Origin of the sequence: Halodurantibacterium flavum, from assembly GCF_042681825.1 — a bacterium.
In the GTDB taxonomy this organism is placed as follows: domain Bacteria; phylum Pseudomonadota; class Alphaproteobacteria; order Rhodobacterales; family Rhodobacteraceae; genus Halodurantibacterium; species Halodurantibacterium flavum.
Window position 1 is genome coordinate 14,292 of sequence record NZ_JBHUGH010000010.1, and the last position, 15,989, is coordinate 30,280.

Below are 15,989 nucleotides of genomic sequence, written 5' to 3' on the forward strand. Positions count from 1 at the left end.
AGGCGACAGAAAAGGAGCATCGCATGTTCACGCTGAACCGCAAGAAGATGGAGATGGTCGCGCCCGACGCCGCCCTTCCCGGGCGTCCGACGCAGATCCCGACGGCCGAGCGGCACTTCCTCTCGGACCTGCCGATCAAGGCAGAGGTGCCCGCAGGCTATGCCGAGGCGATGTTCGGCATGGGCTGTTTCTGGGGGGTGGAGCGTGTCTTCTGGCAGTTGCCGGGCGTCTGGCTGACGGTCGTCGGCTATGCCGGCGGCTTCACGCCCAATCCGACCTATGAAGAGGTCTGCACCGGCCAGACCGGTCACAATGAGGTCGTGCGGGTGATCTATGACCCCGCCCGGATCAGCTATGAGGATCTTTTGCGGGTGTTCTGGGAAAACCATGATCCGACCCAAGGAATGCGGCAGGGCAATGATCTGGGCACGCAGTATCGTTCGGGCATCTATGTCTATGATGACGCGCAACGCGACGCGGCAGAGGCCAGCCGTCAGACCTATTCGAACCGCCTGCGCGATGCGGGCTTCGGGCCCGTGACGACCGAAATCCTGGACGCCCCTACCTTCTTTTTCGCCGAGGATTATCACCAGCAATACCTCGCCAAGAATCCGGCAGGGTATTGCGGCATCGGCGGCACCGGCGTGACCTGCCCGATCGGCACGGGCGTGGCTTCTTGACCCGGGGGCGGGCGGGGGATATCCCCGCCCGCGCCGCCCCAGTCTCTTCAGGAAAGATTGCCCATGCCCACCTACAGCGCGCTGACCACGCTTGCCGGCGAAGAACCGGCCCGTGCCCTGGCGGAGGCGATGGAAGCCATGGAGCCGGAGCCGTCGGGCGTCGGCGTCTTCGAGATCGAGGACGGCTCGGGCCGGTGGGAAGTGGGCGGCTATTTCACCGAGGCCCCCGATCAGGCGGGGCTTGCCCTGCTGGCGGCCATCCATACGGCACAACCCTTCGCGGTGTCTGAACTGCCCGATATCGACTGGGTCGCCAAGGTGCGCCGCGAACTTTCGCCCGTCGAGGCCGGGCGGTTCTTCGTCTATGGTAGCCACGATGCCGACAAGGTACCCGAAGGTTCGGTCTCGCTGCTGATCGAGGCCGCGATGGCCTTTGGCACGGGGCATCACGGCACGACGCAGGGTTGTCTGCGCGCGCTTGACCGGCTGGATCGCGCAGGTGTGGTGGCGCGGAATGTTGTCGATATCGGATGCGGGACGGCCGTTCTTGCCATGGCCGCGGCGCGGATCTGGCCGGACCCTGTCCTTGCAAGCGACATCGACGCGGTGGCGGTCGAGGTCGCCGAGGCGAATGTGCTGGCCAACGGGCTGGAGGGCCGGGTGCGTTGCGTCGAGGCGGCAGGCTTTGAACATCCCGAGCTGAAGGCTGCTGCGCCCTTCGATCTCGTGTTTGCCAATATTCTGAAAGGACCGCTGGTCGAGCTTGCGCCGCAAATGGCTGCGCATATAGGCCCCAAAGGTTACGCGATCCTCTCCGGCCTCCTGGTCGAACAGGCTGCAGAGGTGATCGCCGCCTACCTGACTGCCGGGTTTGATCTGGATAGCCGCGAGGATATCGGCGAATGGGCGACACTTGTGTTGCGCCGCAAGTGACCGATCCGGCCCGAAACAAAAGGCCGCGTCCCGGGACCGGGCGCGGCCTTTCAATTCGGATCCTGAATTTGCTCAGGCGGTGCGGCGGGCGCTGACAAATTCGATGTCAGAGCGGCACAGACCGATATCGTCCAGTTCCCGGTCGGTAAGGCGCGACAGTTCCTTGCGGGTAACACGGACCTGATTCCAGTCCGAGAGGCGGCTGATGCCGGCTTCAAACAGTTGAACGATGCGCAATACGGCGATTGCGCCAAAGGGGGCGGTGCGGGTCGGCTCAAACGTGGCCATGATTTTCGTCCTTTTCAGGGTGATGTTTTTTGAAGCATCCTGCTTACGGATCGGCACATAGATGCAGCGGTTTGTGTAAGCAAGCGCACCCGGCGCAAGGCTTCCCTGCGCATTCTGCATGGCTCTGACCGCGCCGGTCCTCGCGCGGAAAACATGCCGTTTCAGCGCTGCCAAGCGTCGGATTCCGGCCTTTTCGGGGTCGTTGGACGGGATCGCGTCACAGGCTTTCTTGTGGCGAATGTTCCTATTTCGTGCTAGCTGCGTCAGAAAAGCAACACGAGAAACGGGCGGCGGGGGCAGGATGCGCGTAATGGGGATAGACCCGGGGCTTCGGAACATGGGCTGGGGAATCATCGACGTCGCGGGTTCCCGGCTCAGCCATGTCGCGAACGGCATCTGCCACTCGGCGGGGGATGTGCTGGCCGAACGGCTACTGTCGCTTCATGCGCAGTTGTCGGCGATCATCGGTCGCTACGGCCCCGATGCCGCGGCGGTCGAGCAGACATTCGTGAACAAGGACGCGGTCGCGACGCTCAAGCTGGGGCAGGCGCGGGGTGTCGCCCTGCTGGTTCCCGCGCAGGCGGGTCTGGCTGTGGGCGAATATGCCCCGAATGCCGTCAAGAAAACGGTCGTGGGCGTCGGCCATGCCGCCAAGGTTCAGGTCGACCACATGGTACGGCTGCAGCTTCCGGGGGTCGAAATCGCGGGGGCCGACGCGGCAGACGCGCTGGCCATCGCGATCTGCCACGCGTTCCATCTGCAATCGGCGGGGCGGCTCGACAGCGCGCTGCGGAGGGCGGGCGCGTGATCGGGCGGATCGCCGGGCGGCTTGAATATCGCGGGTCCGATCATGTCCTGATCGACGTGCGCGGGGTGGGCTACATCGTCCACGTCTCGGACCGGACACTGGCGCAGCTTCCTGCACCGGGCGCTGCCATAGCGCTTTATACCGAACTGCTGGTGCGCGAGGATCTGTTGCAGCTCTTCGGGTTCCCGACGCTTCTGGAAAAGGAATGGCACCGCCTGTTGATGGGGGTTCAGGGGGTGGGGGCCAAGGCGGCGATGGCGATCCTCTCGACGCTTGGGGCGGATGGGGTCGGGCGGGCAATTGCGCTTGGCGACTGGAATGCGGTGCGCGCCGCACCCGGTATCGGCCCCAAGATCGCGCAGCGCGTGGTGCTGGAACTCAAGAACAAGGCACCTGGGCTGATGGCCATGGCTGTGACTGCCCCCGCCGCAGCGGTGATCGACACGGGCGATGCAGGCGATCTGCCCGAGGTCGCGGCACCGGCTGCCCCGCCGCAAAACCTCCCCGCCCCGGCAGCCAGCGCCGAGGCGCTTTCGGCCCTGATCAATCTTGGCTATTCCCATGGCGACGCGGCCAGTGCCGTCGCTCAGGCGTCGGGGTCCGAGCCCGAGGCCGGCACGCCCGCCCTGATCCGCGCCGCGCTGCGCCTGCTCGCGCCCAAGGGATAGATGATGGCCCGCTCCGAGACCTCTACGCCCGATCCGACCCTGCGCCCCGAGGCCCAGCCCGAGGATGCCGACCGCGCCCTGCGCCCGCAGCGGCTGGAAGAGTTCATCGGGCAGGCAGAGGCCCGGGCCAACCTGCGCATCTTCATCGAAAGCGCCCGGATGCGCGGCGAGGCGATGGATCACACGCTGTTCTATGGCCCGCCCGGTCTCGGCAAGACGACGCTTGCGCAGATCATGGCGCGCGAACTGGGCGTGGGCTTCCGGATGACCTCGGGTCCGGTGCTGGCCAAGGCGGGCGATCTGGCGGCGATCCTCACCAATCTCGAACCGCGCGACGTGCTTTTTATTGATGAGATCCACCGCCTTTCCCCCGTGGTCGAGGAGGTACTCTATCCCGCGATGGAGGATTTTGCGCTGGACCTGGTGATCGGCGAGGGGCCGGCGGCGCGTACGGTGCGCATCGACCTGCCGCCCTTTACGCTGGTGGGCGCGACGACGCGGCTCGGCCTTCTGACGACGCCGCTGCGGGACCGTTTCGGCATCCCCACGCGGCTTCAGTTCTATACCGAGGATGAGCTGAACGAGATCGTGACCCGTGGTGCGCGGATGCTCGGCGTGCCGGCGGAACCGGACGGGCCTAGGGAGATCGCACGCCGTGCCCGCGGAACGCCCCGGATCGCAGGGCGGCTGTTGCGCCGCGTTGTGGATTTCGCGCTGGTCGAGGGCGACGGGAGGCTCACCAAGGCCATCGCTGACAGTTCGCTGACGCGTCTGGGGGTTGACCGGGTGGGCCTTGACGGCGCCGACCGTCGGTATCTGACGCTGATCGCGCAGAATTATGGCGGTGGCCCGGTGGGGATCGAGACGCTTTCCGCTGCGCTGTCCGAGGCCCGCGATGCCCTGGAAGAGGTGATCGAGCCCTACCTTCTGCAACAGGGACTGATCCAGCGGACGCCGCGGGGGCGGATGCTGACCGCGCAGGCCTGGCGTCATCTGGGGCTCGACATGCCGCGTGTGGCCGGACAGCCTGATCTCTTCAGCCCTGTGCAGGAGGCGCGGGATGACGACTGACCCCTTCTCGCCCGAGCATGTGACGGCCCTCTTTACCCGGGCTGACGGCAGCTACGCCTTTGCGCGCTGGGGCAGGCCCATCGTGCCTGTTGTCTTTGGTGTCGAGGACGCGACGCTGTCGGTCGTCAAGGGCGCGATCGAGGCGGTCGTCACACTGGCCGGCCACCGTATGGCCGAAACCGATGCCGAGCTTGGCGCGAACCTCATGGTCTTCTTCTTTCGCGAATGGCGGGAACTGACTGAAACGCCCAATCTCGACCGCCTTGTGCCCGACCTTGCCAGCCTTGTCGCGCGGCTGGAGGGGGCCAACCAGTACCGCCTGTTCCGCTTCGACCAGGCCGGCGCGATCCGTGCGGCCTTTGTGTTCATCCGGATGGATGCGCACCTTTCCGCGATGCCGGCGCAGACCCTCGCGCTTGCGCAGGCGGCGCAGGTGATCCTGCTTTGGTCGGACCGGGCGTTTGCCGTGCACTCTCCGCTCGCAGTCGCGGGCGAGGTGGTGATCCTGCGGCCCGAAATCGCGGGCGTGATCCGCGCCGCCTATGATCCGGTGCTGCCGGCCGCAGGCCGCGACGCAAGCCATGCCTATCGGCTGTTCGCGCGGATGTCCGCATGACGCACCGGTTTTCCTGTCGCGTCTACTATGAAGATACGGACCTTGCCGGGATCGTCTATTACGCGAATTACCTGCGTTTCATCGAGCGGGCGCGCAGCGAGTGGGTGCGCGAAATCGGCATCGACCAGCGCCGGATGAAGGCGGAGGATGGGCGCGTCTTTGCCGTCCGCCGGCTGGAGGCCGATTATCTTTCCCCGGCGCGGTTCGATGACCTGCTGATGGTCGAAACCTCGGTCGAACGGGCGCGCCCGGCAAGCATCGTCCTTCACCAGTTGGTGCTGCGGGAGGAACGGCCGCTCTTCCATGCGCTTGTGACGCTTGTCTGCCTTTCGGACAGTGGCGCCCCGCTGCGTCTGCCCGATGCGCTGCGCGGGCTTTGAACCGCCCACACGCTGCCCACGCGGATGTGTTGGCAATCCCCCTCGTAAAGAGCTAGAATCCTGCTAAGAGAGCCGCAACAAGCGGCCCGGCGGGCCAGAGGGAACGAGCAGGCAGATGGAAACCGAAACGCTGACGATGGCGCAGGATCTCGATTTTTCGATGATCGGACTTTTTGCGCGTGCGACGATCACCGTCAAGCTGGTGATGATAATGCTGATCATCATGTCCTTCTGGTCATGGGCGATCACGATCCAGAAGCATATCACGTTGCGCAATGCCCGGCGTGAGGCTGCGATCTTTGACCGGGCCTTCTGGTCGGGCGAGCCGCTGGATGAACTCTTCGACCGCATCGGCCCGCAGCCGGACGGGGCCCCGGGCAAGATCTTTGCTGCGGGGATGCTGGAATGGCGTCGCAGCCACAAGCAGGACGGGCGCCTGATCGCCGGGGCGCAGCAACGGATCGACCGGTCGATGGATGTGGCAATCGCCAAGGAAGGCGAGCATCTCAACAGCGGGCTTTCCTTCCTCGCGACAACTGGTTCGACCGCGCCCTTCATCGGTCTTTTCGGGACGGTCTGGGGCATCATGCACGCGTTCGAGGAAATCGCGATCGCGCAGAACACGAGCCTTGCCGTCGTGGCGCCCGGCATCGCCGAGGCGCTGCTGGCAACCGGGCTCGGCCTGCTCGCCGCCATTCCGGCGGTGATCTTCTACAACAAGCTCTCGGCCGACAGTGAAAAGATCGTCGCGGGGTATGAGGCCTTTGCCGACGAATTCTCGACCATCCTGTCGCGCCAGCTGGACGCCTGAGCGATGGGCGCGGGGGTCATCAAGGGGGGCGGGAATGGCGGGCGGCGCGGTCGCCGCCGCAGACGCCCCGCCGCCATGTCGGAAATCAACGTCACGCCCTTCGTGGACGTGATGCTGGTGCTTCTGATCATCTTCATGGTGGCGGCGCCACTTCTGACCGTGGGGGTGCCGGTGGAACTTCCGCGCACCGCCGCGACCGCCCTGCCGACCGAGCAGGAAGAACCGCTGGCGATCACCCTGACGGCGGATGGCGTGCTCACGATCCAGACGACAGAGGTGTCTGAGACCGAATTGATCCCAAGGCTGCGGGCGATTGCGGCAGAACGGGCGGACGACAAGGTTTACCTGCGGGCCGACGGCGCCATCCCCTATGAGCGGGTGGTGCAGATCATGGGCGCGCTGAACGCGGGCGGTTTCCGCAACATCGGGCTTGTCACGGATACGGGCGGCCCCAGCTTCGACGGACGCGACGGCTAGGCCGAATGGATACGGGAACGAAAATCTCTGCGATCGGGCATGTAGGCCTGATCCTCTGGGTGCTGTTCGGGGGCATGTTCGACTCTGCCCCGGTACGGCGGCCGGAGGTTGCCGAGGTTTCCATCCTGACCGGCGCGGAATTCGCGGCCCTGCAGCAGGCGGCGCAGCAACCCTCGGCCGCGCCTGCGACGCCCGACCCGGAACCGGCCGAACCGGCGCCGGCGCCCCCGCCCGAACCTGCCAGCGAACCCGATCCTCAGCCGGAGCCGCCACTCGCGCCGCCGGAGCCCGCGCCGCCGGAGCCCGTGGCAGAACCTGTGGCAGAATCGCCCATACCGGCCCCGCCGCCGGAACCCACGCCCCCCGCGCCCGCGCCGGAACCCGAGGCGGCGGCCCCCGCCGTGCCGTCGGCGACGCTGCTGCCGGATGTGGACTCGCGTCCCCGGCCGCGCCCTGTTGACCGCGTGGCACCCGATCCGACGCCCGCGCCCCCGCCCGACGCGGCCCCCGCCGAGCAGGTGCAGGAGGCGGTTACCGCAGACCCCGAGCCTGCACCGGCCGAAACGCCCCTTCCGCCGCAGGAGGCAACCGCGCCAGAGGAGGCCACGACCGAGATCGTGACCGAGGCGACCGAGACATCGGACACGACCGAGGCGGCGGTTGCCCCGCCGGTCGCAGCCCCGGATGCAAGCGTTCGTCCCCGCAACCGGCCGCAACGGCCCACGCCCCAGCCGGAGGCACCCGCGCAGACTGCGACGGCACCGCAGCCCGAAACGCCGCCCGAAACGCCGCGCCCCACGCCCCCCACGCCAGAGCCGCCGCGCCAGCAGCCCGCAACCGACAGCATCGCCGATGCGGTTGCCGCCGCCGTGGCCGAGGCCGGGAACAACCCCGCCCCGAATGCCTCGGGTCCCGTCGGGCCGCCCCTGACCAGCGGGGAACGGGATGCGTTCCGCATCGCGGTGCAAAGCTGCTGGAATGTCGGCGCGCTCTCGACCGAGGCGATGCAGGTCACGGTTGTCGTCGCCGCCACCATCGGCCGCAATGCCGTGCCCGATACCGGTTCGATCCGGATGCTGAGCTATTCCGGCGGGTCGGAGGCCGGCGCACGTCAGGCGTTCGAGACCGCGCGCCGGGCCATCCTGCGTTGCGGCGCCAACGGCTTTCCCCTGCCGGCCGACAAGTACGAACAGTGGCGCGAGGTGGAGTTCGTCTTCGACCCCAACGGCATGAGGCTCCGCTGATGGGTGTGACGATGGACCTGTTCCCGTGCCGCTGTGTTATGACTTCCATATTCCCTCGTATGTGAAAGAGGATCAGATGACCCTATCCCGCATGCTTGCCCCCGCCCTTGCCGCCCTGCTGGTTCTCGCCGGCGTGGCAGCTCCGGCCACGGCCCAGCAAGGACCCCTGCGGATCGAGATCACCGAGGGTGTGATCGAGCCCATGCCCTTTGCAGTGCCGGCCTTCATTCCGGAAAACGCGGCGGCCGCGCAATATGCAGACCAGATCACGCGGGTGATCGCGGCAAACCTCACCAATACCGGGCTGTTTCGTGAAATTCCGGCCAGCGCGCATATCGGACGCATCACGAGCTTCGAGGCGCCGGTGCAGTATCCGGACTGGCGGGCCATCAATGCCCAAGCGCTGGTCACGGGCGCGGTCTCGGTCGACGGATCGGGGCGACTGAACGTCAAGTTCCGGCTTTACGATGTCGTGTCCGGCCAGCCCTTGGGTGAGGGCCTTCAGTTCGGCGGCTCGGCGCAAAGCTGGCGGCGCATGGCGCACAAGGTGTCGGACGCGGTCTATAGCCGGATCACTGGCGAAGGAGGCTATTTTGACAGCCGCGTCGTCTTTGTCTCGGAAAGCGGCCCCAAGAACGACCGCCGCAAGCGGCTGGCTGTCATGGATCAGGACGGCGCGAATGTGCAGTACCTGACCGACAGCAATTCGATCGTGATCGCGCCGCGCTTTTCGCCCACCGGCGACCGCATCCTCTACACCTCTTACGAGAGCGGCTTTCCCCGCATCTATCTGCTGGACGTGGCGACCATGTCGCGTCGCGCGCTCGACGAGCAGCCCGGCACGATGACCTTTGCGCCGCGCTTTTCGCCCGATGGCCAGACCGTGGTCTTTTCGATGGCGACCGGCGGCAACACCGATATCTACACGCTCGACCTGCGCAGCGGGCAGCGGTCGCGGCTGACGACGACCCCTTCCATCGAAACGGCACCCAGCTATTCGCCCGATGGCCGCCAGATCGTGTTCGAATCCGACCGGTCCGGCACGCAGCAGCTCTACGTGATGTCCGCTTCGGGCGGAGAGCCGCGCCGCATCAGCGGTGGGCAGGGACGCTATGCGACGCCGGTCTGGTCGCCGCGGGGCGACATGATCGCCTTTACCAAGCAGCATCAGGGGCGGTTCCACATCGGCGTGATGCGCACCGATGGCAGCGAGGAACGGCTGCTGACGGCGTCCTTCCTTGACGAAGGTCCGACCTGGGCGCCCAATGGCCGGGTCATCATGTTCACGCGCGAAACAGCGGGTGAGGGCGGTCAGCCGGCGCTCTTCTCGGTCGATATCAGCGGCCGCAACCTGCGCCGCATCCCGACCGAAGGCCCGTCCTCCGATCCGGCCTGGTCGCCGCTTCTGCCGTAACGCAGGGTTCATTTCCAACGCCTCGCCCCGGTGCTATGGTGCCGCAGGCGGGGTCGCTGGCTTCAACACAGGAACATCCGATGCGCTATATTACGAAATCTCTTCTTCTGGTTGCCGTGCTGGCTGTTGCCGCCTGCAGCAATGCCAACCGCTTTGGTGCAGGATCCGGCGGTGCGGGTGACGGCACGGGTGGTTTTGGCCCCGGCAGCGGCTATGGCGACGTAAGCTCGGGCGGGCTGGGCAACGCAAGCGACCCGACCTCGCCGGCCTATTTCCAGCAAACCGTGGGCGACCGCGTCTTTTTCGCCGTGGACCAGAGCACCCTTTCCCCCGAGGCGCGCGATACCCTGGCGCAACAGGCGCGCTGGCTGACCACGAACCGCGACTACCAGATCATCATCGAAGGTCATGCGGACGAACAGGGCACGCGGGAATACAACCTTGCGCTGGGGGCGCGGCGGGCAAATTCGGTTCAGGAATTCCTTATCAGCCAGGGGATCAGCCCGAACCGGATGCGCACGGTCAGCTATGGCAAGGAACGCCCGGTCGAGGTCTGCTCGAACGAGGCCTGCTATTCGCGGAACCGCCGCGGCGTGACCGTGATCTCGTCCGGCTTCGGTAGTTGAGGATATCCAGATGACCGGTTTCCGGGCTTTTGTCGTGGCGTTGGCGCTTGGTGTCCTTGGCCCCGGCGTTACCTTGGCTCAGGATGCGCAGTCCCTTGCCGACATCCGCCGGGAGCTTTCGGAACTCGCCGGCCAGATGACGAGCCTGCGCGCCGAACTTTCGTCTTCTGGCGGCACGCCGGGGGTCTATGTGTCCGGTTCCCTGCTGGAGCGGGTGGACACGATCGAGGCGGAGCTTGCGCGCCTTACCTCCCGCACCGAGGAACTCGAACTGCGGATCAACCGCATCGTTCAGGATGGCACGAACCGGATCGGCGACCTCGAATTCCGTCTGGTCGAACTTGAGGGCGGCGATTTCGGTCAGATCGGGGAAACCCGCCCCCTCGGGGGTGAGGCGCCGGCAACGGCCGCGCCCCCTCCGGTCATCAGCCCCTTCCCGACCACAGAGGCCCCGCAACTGGCCGCAAATGAACAGGCGGATTTCGATCGGGCCCGGGAGGTGCTCGATCAAGGTGACTTTCGCCGCGCCGCGGACCTCTTTGCGGCCTTCACCGAGACCTATACGGGTGGCCCCCTGACCGGCGAGGCGCATTACCTGCGCGGCGAGGCGTTGCAGGCCCTGGGCGAGACCTCGGGCGCAGCCCGTGCCTATCTCGACAGCTTTTCGGGTTCGCCCGAGGGGCAGCGGGCGCCGGACGCGCTCTTCAAGCTGGGTGAAAGCCTCGGCGCGCTTGGTCAGCAATCCGAGGCCTGCGTGACCCTGGCCGAGGTGGGCGTGCGCTTTCCCACCAGCCCGGCGCGGGAGCGGGCGGTCGCGGAAATGAACGCTTTGCGGTGCAACTGACGCTTGGCGAACGGCTTGGGGCGGCGCTGAAAACGCTGCCCGCGCTGCCGGATGCGGTGGCGGTTTCGGGCGGGGGGGATTCCCTCGCCCTTTTGCATCTGTTGCACGATCTCGGGCATCAGCCCGCCGTGGTGACGGTCGATCACGGACTGCGTCCGGGTTCGGCGGCCGAGGCCCGGGCCGTGGCAGATGCAGCGGCCGCGCTGGGGCTGCCGCATACGACGCTGACATGGCAGGGCTGGGACGGCAGCGGCAATCTGCAGGACCATGCGCGGCGGGCGCGAAGAGACCTCGTTTCCCGCTGGGCGGTGTCGCGTGGGCTGCAGGCGGTGGCGCTGGGGCATACCCGCGACGATCAGGCGGAAACGGTGTTGATGCGGCTTGCGCGGGGCGCCGGGGTGGACGGGCTTTCGGCGATGCGGCCCGCGACGCGGGCGCAAGGCGTGCTGTGGCTGAGGCCCCTGCTGGATGTGGGTCGCGAGGAATTGCGCCTCTATCTGCGCCAGCGGGGGGTGGTCTGGTCCGAAGATCCGTCGAATGAAAACCTGCGCTTCGACCGTGTCCGCATGCGCAAGGCGATGGAGATGCTCGCGCCCCTGGGCATCACCGCCCATGGTCTGGCCGCCACCGCCGCGCGTATGGCCGAGGCGAGAGAGGCGCTGGACGCCGCCGTCGACGCCGCCGCAGCGCAGGTCACGGTGGAACATGGCGATCTTGTGATCGAGCGGGCGGCATTTTTCCGCCTGCCTTCGGAAATCCGCAGGCGTCTGTTGGTGCGGATGCTGCACTGGATTGTCCCGTCCGCCTATCCGCCCCGGTCGCGCAGTCTGGACATGGCGCTTGGGGCCGTCGCCGGGTCCCGAAGGCATACCATTCACGGCTGCCTGTTGTCCGCCGGGCGTAGCCTGCGGGTGGGGCGCGAACCCGCGTCGGTGGCGGGTTTATCCTGCCCTGTCAACGAAGTATGGGACGGTCGCTGGCGCCTGTCCGGCCCTGCTGTGCCGGGGCACGAAATCCGCGCCCTGGGCGAAACCGGGCTGCGCCAGTTGCCCGAAAGGTCGGGTGAGGGGCAGCCGCGGTCGCGGCTTCTCGCGTCGCCGGCGGTCTGGGCGGGCGACCGTCTTGTCGCCGCCCCCCTGGCCGGGTTCAACCCTGCGTGGCGGGCCGAACTGGCGCGCGGCTGCGACCATCACGACCGATGGCCGTTATCGGATTGAACCGGCCGCTTTAATCCTTATCTTAGCGCAAGGTCGGCGCCGGCCGAAGTCTTGAGGAGAATCCCCTGTGGGTAACGCGCGCAACATCGCCTTCTGGGTCGTCCTGTTCCTGCTGATCCTTGCCCTGTTCAATCTGTTCAGTGGCGGTCAGTCGACGATGACGGGCCAGCAGGTTCCCTATTCCGAATTCGTCCAGCGGGTCCAGCAGGGCGAGGTCGCAAGGGTCGAGCTGAACGGCGAGCGTGTGAGCGCGCGCACCCGTGACGGTCAGCAATTCTCGACCATCCGTCCCGATGGCGACGACATCGTGCCCCGGCTTCTGGCAAATGACGTAACTGTCGATGCCCGTCCGCAGCAGCAGTCGGGCTTCCTGTCCATGCTGTCGCTCTGGTTGCCGTTCCTCGTTCTCATCGGGATCTGGATCTTCTTCATGAACCGGATGCAGGGCGGCGGTCGTGGCGGCGCGATGGGCTTTGGCAAGTCCAAGGCAAAGTTGCTGACGGAAAAGCACGGGCGCGTGACATTTGACGACGTGGCCGGGATCGACGAGGCCAAGGACGACCTTGAGGAAATCGTCGAGTTCCTGCGCAACCCGCAGAAATTCAGCCGGCTCGGCGGCAAGATCCCCAAGGGCGCGCTGCTTGTCGGCCCGCCCGGAACGGGCAAGACGCTTCTGGCCCGCGCCGTGGCCGGTGAGGCGGGTGTGCCCTTCTTCACCATCTCGGGGTCTGACTTTGTCGAAATGTTTGTTGGGGTCGGCGCCAGCCGCGTCCGGGACATGTTCGAACAGGCCAAGAAGAACGCGCCCTGCATCGTCTTCATCGACGAGATCGACGCCGTGGGCCGGTCGCGTGGCGTGGGCTATGGCGGCGGCAATGACGAACGGGAACAGACGCTCAACCAGCTTCTGGTCGAGATGGACGGGTTCGAGGCGAATGAGGGCATCATCATCGTCGCGGCGACCAACCGTCCCGACGTTCTGGACCCGGCGCTGCTGCGTCCTGGCCGGTTCGACCGTCAGGTTCAGGTTCCGAACCCGGATATCAAGGGCCGCGAAAAGATCCTCTCGGTTCACGCCCGCAAGACGCCGCTCGGACCCAATGTCGATCTGCGCATCATCGCCCGCGGGACGCCCGGCTTTTCCGGCGCCGATCTGGCGAACCTCGTGAACGAGGCCGCGCTGATGGCGGCGCGGGTGGGCCGGCGCTTTGTCACGATGGAAGATTTCGAGAACGCCAAGGACAAGGTCATGATGGGTGCCGAGCGGCGCAGCATGGTCATGACCGAGGAAGAGAAAAAGCTGACCGCCTATCATGAGGCCGGGCACGCGATCGTCGGCCTGAACGTGCCGCAGCACGATCCGATCCACAAGGCGACGATCATCCCGCGTGGCCGTGCGCTTGGCCTCGTGCTGTCCCTGCCCGAACGCGACCAGCTGAGCGTGACCTACACCAAGTACAAGTCCAAGATCGCCATGGCGATGGGCGGCAAGGTCGCCGAGGAGCTTATCTTCGGCAAGGAAAACGTGACCTCGGGCGCAACCTCGGACATCCAGCAGGTGACGCGGATCGCCCGCGCGATGGTGACGCAGTTCGGGTTTTCGGAAAAGCTCGGCAATATTGACTATGCCAACGAACGCGAAAGCTATCTTGGCAGCTATGGCGGCGGGACGAACCATTCCGGCATCACCCAAAAGGTGATCGACGAAGAGGTGAAGGCGATCATCGACGAGGGTTATGAGACCGCCCGCCGCATCCTGACCGAAAAGATGGATGATCTGCACCGGCTGGCGAACGGCCTTCTGGAATATGAGACGCTGACCGGACCGGAAATCCAGCGCGTGATCAACGGCGAGGCGCTGAGTCGGGGCGACGATCTCGATGACGCACCGCCCTCGGGTGGAAATGCCCCCAGCGTGACCGCGATCCCCAAGACGACCAAGCCGCGCCCCAAGGATGATGGCGGCATGGCGCCCGAACCGTCGGCCTGAGGAGTTCGACCGCAGAACCTTCGGACCATGACAAAGCCCCGGCATTGCCGGGGCTTTTGCTTGTCGTCCCCGATCATCCACGGCATGGTGCGCGAAAACTCGGGGTTCGCGATGCCTGTTCTTCTTCCGACATCCTTCATCGGCCGTATCGAATGGCTCGGCCGCGTCCCGGATCGGGATGCCAGCCTGCGCGCGGAGCCGGTCGAAAGCCTCGTCGCGCTTTTCTCCGGGCCGGAGGGCGAGGCGCATGGCGGCCTGACGAGACCCTCTTGCAGCCGGGTCAGCGCGCAATATCGGCGCGGCACGACCATCCGCAACACGCGCCAGTTCAGCATTCTGGGGGCCGAGGAGCTGGAGGACATCGCGGCGGCGATGGAGATCGGCACACTGGACCCCGCCGCGCTTGGCGCCACAATGGTCATCTCGGGTATCCCGGATCTTTCGCATCTGCCACCGTCGTCGCGGCTTCAGGCCGAAAGCGGCGCAACGCTGGTCGTGGACCTCGAAAACCGCCCCTGCACCCTGCCGGTCCCGGTGATCGAGGCCGACGCACCGGGCCACGGACGGCGTTTCCCGGCGGCAGCGCGGGGCAAACGCGGGATCACCGCATGGGTGGAGGCCGAAGGCGTTCTGCGGCTCGGCCAGGCGATCCGGCTGCACATCCCCGACCAGCCCGCCTGGGCGCATCTGGATGCGGCCCGCAAACCTGTCCGCGCCGGGTGACAGAGGTTTCCGATCCGAAACCTTCGATGCCGCAAAATGCCGATACCATGTCCCCGGCCGGTTATCATTCCCCCGACGCCGCGCTATAGCCGGAACGAGGAGGAGCGCCGTGGCTGCGAAAGACATCGTAAACGCATGTGATGGGGGCGGAACGGCCATCATGGGAACCGGCGCATGTCCCGGTTCCCGCGCGGGATCATGGCGGGCGAGTTCCGCTTTCCTCCCGCCACGCGCAGGCCGGATAAATGCCTATCCCTCGATCCGAACAGCCGGGCGGCCGGACCGCGCGGTTTCCGAAAAAGGTGAAAGATGACAGCGACGCTTATTGACGGAAAAAGTTTCGCCGCGACCCTGCGGGCGCGCGTGGCAGAGCATGTGCAGCGGCTCAAGGCAGATGGCCTGACGCCCGGCCTTGCCGTGGTTCTGGTGGGCGAGGACCCGGCGAGCGAGGTTTACGTCCGCAACAAGGGCCGCCAGACCATCGAGGCGGGGATGCAGAGTTTTGAGCACAAGCTGCCGGCCGACACACCCGAGGCAGAGCTTCTGGATCTTGTCGCGCGGCTCAATGCGGATCCGTCGGTGCATGGCATTCTGGTGCAGTTGCCGCTGCCCCGGCATATGGATGCGGACAAGGTCATCAACGCCATTGATCCGGCCAAGGATGTCGACGGGTTCCACATCTCGAATGTGGGCCTTTTGGGCACGGGGCAGAAATCGATGGTGCCCTGCACCCCGCTTGGCTGTCTGATGATGCTGCGCGATCATCTTGGGGACCTGTCAGGGCTGAACGCGGTCGTGGTCGGGCGGTCCAATATCGTGGGCAAGCCGATGGCTCAGCTTTTGCTGGGGGAAAGCTGCACCGTGACGATCGCCCATAGCCGCACCCGCGATCTGGCCGAGGTGTGCCGCCGCGCAGATATCCTTGTCGCCGCCGTGGGCCGGCCCGAGATGATCCCGGGCGACTGGATCAAGCCGGGTGCGACCGTGATCGACGTGGGCATCAACCGTGTCGAACGCGACGGCAAGCCCCGGCTGGTGGGCGACGTGGATTTTGCCTCGGCGTCCCGCGTTGCGGGGGCGATTACGCCTGTGCCGGGTGGCGTCGGGCCGATGACCATCGCCTGCCTGCTGGCGAATACAGTGACCGCCTGCTGCCGCGCGAACGGACTGCCCGAACCCGAGGGCCTGACCGCCTAGCC

General features: G+C 66.3%; 18 protein-coding genes. 17 read left to right on the top strand and 1 reads right to left on the bottom strand.

Annotated elements, in window-relative coordinates; translation table 11 throughout:
- The first annotated feature begins 23 nt into the window (after positions 1-23).
- Positions 24-680 (top strand): peptide-methionine (S)-S-oxide reductase MsrA, encoded by a 657-nt coding sequence (gene msrA / locus ACFSGJ_RS12910; RefSeq protein WP_390262434.1) that lies wholly within the window; start codon positions 24-26, stop codon positions 678-680.
- A gap of 63 nt (positions 681-743) precedes the next feature.
- Positions 744-1,613, top strand: coding sequence for a 50S ribosomal protein L11 methyltransferase (locus ACFSGJ_RS12915; RefSeq protein WP_390262437.1), 870 nt, complete (start codon positions 744-746; stop codon positions 1,611-1,613).
- Positions 1,614-1,685: 72 nt separating this feature from the next.
- Here the strand turns inward: ACFSGJ_RS12915 and ACFSGJ_RS12920 are convergent, their stop codons facing one another.
- On the bottom strand, positions 1,686-2,075 hold the full coding sequence (locus tag ACFSGJ_RS12920) for a DUF1127 domain-containing protein (RefSeq protein ID WP_390262440.1): 390 nt from the start codon (positions 2,073-2,075) through the stop codon (positions 1,686-1,688).
- Between the two features lie 127 nt (positions 2,076-2,202).
- On the opposite strand from ACFSGJ_RS12920, the gene ruvC reads away from it, so the two are divergent.
- The 15 genes from ruvC (at position 2,203) to folD (ending at position 15,987) form a co-directional block, all read left to right on the top strand.
- A complete protein-coding gene (gene ruvC, locus ACFSGJ_RS12925) occupies positions 2,203-2,709 on the top strand; it encodes a crossover junction endodeoxyribonuclease RuvC (protein WP_390262442.1) in 507 nt (168 codons plus the stop codon).
- Positions 2,706-3,377, top strand: coding sequence for a Holliday junction branch migration protein RuvA (gene ruvA, locus ACFSGJ_RS12930; protein ID WP_390262445.1), 672 nt, complete (start codon positions 2,706-2,708; stop codon positions 3,375-3,377). Before ruvC ends, ruvA begins: the two co-directional genes overlap by 4 nt.
- Before the next feature lie 3 nt (positions 3,378-3,380).
- Positions 3,381-4,448 carry a Holliday junction branch migration DNA helicase RuvB gene (gene ruvB / locus ACFSGJ_RS12935; RefSeq protein WP_390262448.1) on the top strand — a complete coding sequence of 356 codons (1,068 nt, stop codon included), beginning with the start codon at positions 3,381-3,383 and terminating at the stop codon, positions 4,446-4,448.
- Positions 4,438-5,064, top strand: coding sequence for a hypothetical protein (locus tag ACFSGJ_RS12940; protein ID WP_390262451.1), 627 nt, complete (start codon positions 4,438-4,440; stop codon positions 5,062-5,064). Before ruvB ends, ACFSGJ_RS12940 begins: the two co-directional genes overlap by 11 nt.
- Entirely contained in the window at positions 5,061-5,444 is a 384-nt protein-coding gene (gene ybgC / locus ACFSGJ_RS12945) for a tol-pal system-associated acyl-CoA thioesterase (protein ID WP_390262454.1), read from the top strand. Before ACFSGJ_RS12940 ends, ybgC begins: the two co-directional genes overlap by 4 nt.
- A 115-nt stretch (positions 5,445-5,559) precedes the next feature.
- Positions 5,560-6,255, top strand: coding sequence for a protein TolQ (gene tolQ, locus ACFSGJ_RS12950; RefSeq protein WP_390262457.1), 696 nt, complete (start codon positions 5,560-5,562; stop codon positions 6,253-6,255).
- Between the two features lie 3 nt (positions 6,256-6,258).
- A complete protein-coding gene (gene tolR / locus ACFSGJ_RS12955) occupies positions 6,259-6,732 on the top strand; it encodes a protein TolR (protein ID WP_390262459.1) in 474 nt (157 codons plus the stop codon).
- Positions 6,733-6,737: 5 nt separating this feature from the next.
- The gene (locus ACFSGJ_RS12960; protein ID WP_390262461.1) at positions 6,738-7,976 is read left to right on the top strand and encodes a cell envelope biogenesis protein TolA; all 1,239 of its coding nucleotides are present in this window, start codon (positions 6,738-6,740) and stop codon (positions 7,974-7,976) included.
- A 76-nt stretch (positions 7,977-8,052) separates the two neighbouring features.
- Positions 8,053-9,390 (top strand): Tol-Pal system beta propeller repeat protein TolB, encoded by a 1,338-nt coding sequence (gene tolB / locus ACFSGJ_RS12965; RefSeq protein WP_390262464.1) that lies wholly within the window; start codon positions 8,053-8,055, stop codon positions 9,388-9,390.
- Between the two features lie 80 nt (positions 9,391-9,470).
- Positions 9,471-10,016, top strand: a complete 546-nt coding sequence (gene pal / locus ACFSGJ_RS12970) for a peptidoglycan-associated lipoprotein Pal (protein WP_390262467.1) — start codon at positions 9,471-9,473, stop codon at positions 10,014-10,016.
- A 10-nt stretch (positions 10,017-10,026) separates the two neighbouring features.
- Entirely contained in the window at positions 10,027-10,860 is an 834-nt protein-coding gene (gene ybgF, locus ACFSGJ_RS12975) for a tol-pal system protein YbgF (RefSeq protein ID WP_390262470.1), read from the top strand.
- Positions 10,851-12,077, top strand: coding sequence for a tRNA lysidine(34) synthetase TilS (tilS, locus tag ACFSGJ_RS12980; protein WP_390262473.1), 1,227 nt, complete (start codon positions 10,851-10,853; stop codon positions 12,075-12,077). The genes ybgF and tilS overlap by 10 nt, the downstream gene beginning before the upstream one ends.
- 67 nt (positions 12,078-12,144) lie before the next feature.
- The gene (gene ftsH, locus ACFSGJ_RS12985) at positions 12,145-14,067 is read left to right on the top strand and encodes an ATP-dependent zinc metalloprotease FtsH (RefSeq protein ID WP_390262476.1); all 1,923 of its coding nucleotides are present in this window, start codon (positions 12,145-12,147) and stop codon (positions 14,065-14,067) included.
- 111 nt (positions 14,068-14,178) lie between these two features.
- Positions 14,179-14,790: an MOSC domain-containing protein gene (locus tag ACFSGJ_RS12990; RefSeq protein WP_390262478.1), complete on the top strand. Its 612-nt coding sequence runs from the start codon at positions 14,179-14,181 to the stop codon at positions 14,788-14,790.
- 309 nt (positions 14,791-15,099) lie between these two features.
- Positions 15,100-15,987, top strand: a complete 888-nt coding sequence (gene folD, locus ACFSGJ_RS12995; RefSeq protein WP_390262481.1) for a bifunctional methylenetetrahydrofolate dehydrogenase/methenyltetrahydrofolate cyclohydrolase FolD — start codon at positions 15,100-15,102, stop codon at positions 15,985-15,987.
- Positions 15,988-15,989: the final 2 nt, after the last annotated feature.